We start from the raw sequence: 4,309 nt of genomic DNA, 5'->3' as shown, positions 1-4,309 counted from the left end.
CTAACAAAGCGCTTAAGGCAGACTCGCAACGCGTGGCATTTTTAGTATGCGTTGATTTATGTGTTTAAGGTGTTATGCGGTGGCTTCGTACTGCGTTGCTCACTACTTAGCTTAGCGTTAGTTTTTATGCGAGCAATGGAGAGTTAATGGATATACGTTGTGATTTAAAAGGTGACCTAAATGCTTTTGCTGAAAAACAAATGTTAATTAAGGGGTGTAAGTGGAAGAGAAGTGATAATGTTTCGCCTTTTCATCAATATATGAACCTTTTAAATCGAGAGGTAACACCGTTACCAAGGGAAGTGCATTTTTCTCGAAAGTTAGAATGTCCAGATGACTTGAGAGTAGGTTTTAACTCTTTGGTTAGGGCATTAATATTTGGTCATAATGTTAATGCTTATTTGAGTAGTAACCTAAAACGAGCAGGGTACAATGATGGTTTTTTAAATGACTTCGGTTTGCATCATTTTCATCTTGGAACAGGAATTTGTAGTGAAGGTAAGAGTAAAGGTTTTATAAATCGTACTGGCCCTATATTAATAGCTTATGTAACAGAATCCTCAGCGTATTTAATTGGGATTTATGAGCATAGCTCTCCCTATTTATGGACAGATCAAGCTGTGATAGAAGTTATACATAATGAATGGCCTTATGCTTTAAGTAACTTCAAAATCAATGGTATCCCAACTTCACAAGAGCCTATTACTCCAGTCGATCGAAAAGTACTCAGAAGTAAGTCCTGTAACTCATTTATAGAAATGCCTGATGGCACTATTTATGCTCCTATCGGTGGTGGAATAACTGCGGCTAGTACGAATACTAATTTAATGATTGACTATGATCACTTTTTCATGGAACTAAAGATTATACTTAAAGAGCTATGTCTCTATATTAATCGTACGAATTGTGAGCGCCTGAATTACCCAATAAGCCTAACTTTATCTTCAATTATTGGTGGGTTTTTGTTTTCAGATACTACAAATAATATACAGTATTTTTTGAAAAAAATTGATTCTTTCAATTTACAAATTACTCAGTTTATAAATGGTTCGTTACCAGACTATTACCCAAATACAGAGCCTTTAAAGCTAAATTTAATAACAGAGTTATTCATTGAAAATAAAAACTAACAAAGCATTTAAGATGGATTCTCAACGCTTGGTATTTTCAGCTCAGGTCAGCTTTAGTGCTTTATGTGGCAAGGTTTAGGCTTAGGTGGAGGCGTTGCTCACCACTTAATGCGGCGTTAGTTTGCAAAGGGCAGAAAAGCGTTTGTGGTCTAAAAGCTTTGTTCTGCGTTCTAGCTATTCACCTGTTATTTCCCAAAGACTCTTCATCGAAATAGGCATCTCGCGTAGCCCGTTTTTCGGTTAATTGGCTTTCGTGTTATTCAATTCTTTCGTGTTAGTAAGGTTCACTTCTCAACGTTCTTGCGCGCTGCTTCTTTGGTTTTGAAAGTTAAGCAGGAACATTGAAAGATGGTATTTGTGGCTGTCGGCATCTACGAAAGTCTTCTTAGCCAAGTGCGTTTTGTTGGTTGGGTTTAAATTCTGAGCTGCCCGTTTTACTTTTGGGTTCAAAGCCATTAGTTTTACAGCTAATTCAGCACTTTGGCGCTAAACCTTTGGCTTCATCGCGGTGGCAAACTAACAAAGCGCTTAAGACGGACTAACAAACGTTTGGCATTTTTAGCTTGGTTTAATTTTGTGTTTAAGGTGTTTTAATTGAGTGAAGTGGTAGGTTTGTTAGCCACTTAGCTTGGCGTTATATTATTTTTCAAATTAAGGGATTAATGTGGGTGAGTTATTTAATACTCTGATGGTTTGCGCGGTGTTGGTTTCACTGTTTCCACTTATAAAATCTAGCAAGAATTTTTATGATGAATGGTGTGAAATGGAACATGAACATTGGCGCTCTAGAGGTGCTCCACCGTTTGTAGTATTCCATTTTGGTATGTTCTTATTTGTCCCGATGCTTTTTGGTAAAGATTTGGAGCTCCTGAACAATAATAGGTTGATAAAGTTGAGAAATGATCTCAGGTACAGCTTTGCGATTTTTTCGTTACTGTTACTCTCATCTCAGCTGAATCAATAAATTAGTTTACAGCTTTAATATAACAAGCAATTTAAGCAGACTGTCAACGCTTGGCAATTTTAGCTTGGTTTAGCTTCAGTGATTTCGGTGTTAAGTTTGAGTGTATTGGTAGCGTTGTCAGCTACTTAATTGGGCGTTAGTTTGCAAAGGGCAGAAAAGCGTTTATGGTCTAAAAGCTTTGTTCTACGCTCTAGCTATTCACCTGTTATTTCCCAAAGACTTTTTCATCGAAATAGGCATCTCGCGTAGCCCGTTTTTCGGTTAATTGGCTTTCGTGTTATTCAATTCTTCCGTGTTAGTAAGGTTCATTTCTCAATGTTCTTGCGCGCTTCTTCTTTGGTTTTGGAAGTTAAGTGTGAGCATTGAACATTGCATTTGTGGCTGTCGGCATTTACGAAAGTCTTCTTAGCCAAGTGCGTTTTGTTAGTTGGGTTTAAATTCTGAGCTGTCCGTTTTACTTTTGTGTTCAAAGCCAGTAGTTTCATAACCAATTCAACACCTTGGCGCTAAGCCTCCGGTTTCATCGCGGTGGCAAACTAACAAAGCGCTTAAGACGGACTAACAAACGTTGGGCATTTTTAGCTTGGTTTAATTTTGTGTTTAAGGTGTTTTAATTGAGTGAAGTGGTAGGTTTGTTAGCCACTTAGCTTGGCGTTATAAGCACAAGGAGTGCATAGTGGAAAAATTCGCAATATTGTCAGATATCCATAGTAACATTTTTGCGCTTGAGGCAGTGGTTAAGGATGCTAGAGCAAAAGGTTTTACGGCTTTTATTAATCTAGGTGATATTTTATACGGTCCAATAGCTCCGAGGCAGACATACGAATACTTGCAGTCATTGAATGCTATCACTATATCGGGCAATCAAGATCGTCAGATATATGAGGCTACGGAAGCTGAAATAGAATCGAATCCTACAATGCAGTTTATACTGAGTGAGCTGGGGCAAGAGCCATTGACTTGGATGAAGCAATTACCATTCGATTTGCAAATCACGACTGATATTTATGCATGTCATGGAACGCCTAGTGATGACCTAGTGTACTTGTTGGAAGACATTAGTACTGGAAGACCAATAGTTCGGCCTGATGGTGAAATCATTGAAAAATTAAATGGAATATCTTCTCCAATTATTATATGTGGGCATACTCATACCCCAAGATGCGTAGAACTATCCACCGGACAAATCGTCATAAATCCTGGTAGTGTCGGTTTGCAGGCTTATACGGATGACGAGCCAAATGTTCATTCGATGCAAAACTATTCGCCAAAAGCATCCTATGCCACATTGCAGAAAGCCTCTGAAGATAAGTGGGACATTGTTTTTCATAAAGTAACTTATGATGTTGAAAGTGCGGTAAATGCAGCCAAAAAGCGAGGCAGGAATGACTGGGTTCATTTCCTATCCACTGGCAGGTGCTTATAACAAAGCGTTTAAGACAGATTCCCAACGCATGGCATTTTTCATTCCATCGTTGGGTTTTGTGTTTACGGTGGTATGGTTAGTTTTCGTGGTAGCGTTGCTCACTACTTAACGCGGCGTTAGGAACTTTAGGAGAATTTTGATGTCGACAAGCTCGATTAGTAGACGAATAGAATCAAGTATAATTAGCTTTCAACAGAAAGACTTTGAAAGTGCGTTAGTTCATTTCTTTCCAGCTTTAGATAAAACAGCGAAGAAAAGATACCCTAAAGAAGGTGTGGGAAAAAGAATAAAAAAATTCTTAGATGACGAGCTAGATATTATCACTTACATCGCAACTCAAAATATATTTCGCATTAATGTCGACGGAATTAGCTTTCCTGAAGCAATCTACAAGTTTGGCAGAACTTCGATCGCTCATGAGGGTGAGTTAGACCCTAGGCTTAACTTCGACAATCTAGAGGGCATGAGTATCGGGCAACAATGGAATTTACCTCCTAGCTTCATTATTGGGTTGATTGTTTCCGTCGTACTAGCCCCTGAAAATAACGCAGAGGAACTTAAGGGTAATTATGGAGTAACAATTCATGGAGATAAGTTTGATTTGAGCAAACATTGGGGAGACCGTTCAGGGTTTCGCTCCTATATGGAACAAAAGTTTGGACGTGCCATATTCGAATAAAATTCCTAACAAGAGACTATGGCGTCAATAGTTAATTTTTGGCGCTACCTTTATCCCACATTACGCCGTCTCTTATCATTGAATTAAGTATTACAACCATCTTTCTCATG

General features: G+C 38.5%; 3 protein-coding genes. All 3 read left to right on the top strand.

Going from position 1 to position 4,309, the window contains the following annotated elements:
* The first annotated feature begins 146 nt into the window (after window positions 1–146).
* The 3 genes from ACE1OF_RS19430 to ACE1OF_RS19420 all read left to right on the top strand — a co-directional run bounded on the left by ACE1OF_RS19430 (window position 147) and on the right by ACE1OF_RS19420 (window position 4,199).
* Window positions 147–1,130 carry a hypothetical protein gene (locus tag ACE1OF_RS19430; protein ID WP_448896530.1) on the top strand — a complete coding sequence of 328 codons (984 nt, stop codon included), beginning with the start codon at window positions 147–149 and terminating at the stop codon, window positions 1,128–1,130.
* A gap of 1,640 nt (window positions 1,131–2,770) precedes the next feature.
* Window positions 2,771–3,520, top strand: a complete 750-nt coding sequence (locus ACE1OF_RS19425; protein ID WP_136980521.1) for a metallophosphoesterase family protein — start codon at window positions 2,771–2,773, stop codon at window positions 3,518–3,520.
* Between the two features lie 139 nt (window positions 3,521–3,659).
* A complete protein-coding gene (locus ACE1OF_RS19420) occupies window positions 3,660–4,199 on the top strand; it encodes a hypothetical protein (protein ID WP_448896528.1) in 540 nt (179 codons plus the stop codon).
* The last annotated feature ends 110 nt before the right edge of the window (window positions 4,200–4,309 follow it).

This window comes from Colwellia sp. E150_009 (assembly GCF_053543955.1).
Note: the sequence above shows the minus strand (reverse complement) of the source record. Positions and strands in the feature narration are given on the sequence as shown.

Excerpts from the sequence above, each read along its gene's own strand:
- ACE1OF_RS19420 (WP_448896528.1), top strand. The coding sequence starts at position 3,660 with ATGTCGACAAGCTCGATTAGTAGACGAATAGAATCAAGTATAATTAGC.
- ACE1OF_RS19430 (WP_448896530.1), top strand. The coding sequence starts at position 147 with ATGGATATACGTTGTGATTTAAAAGGTGACCTAAATGCTTTTGCTGAA.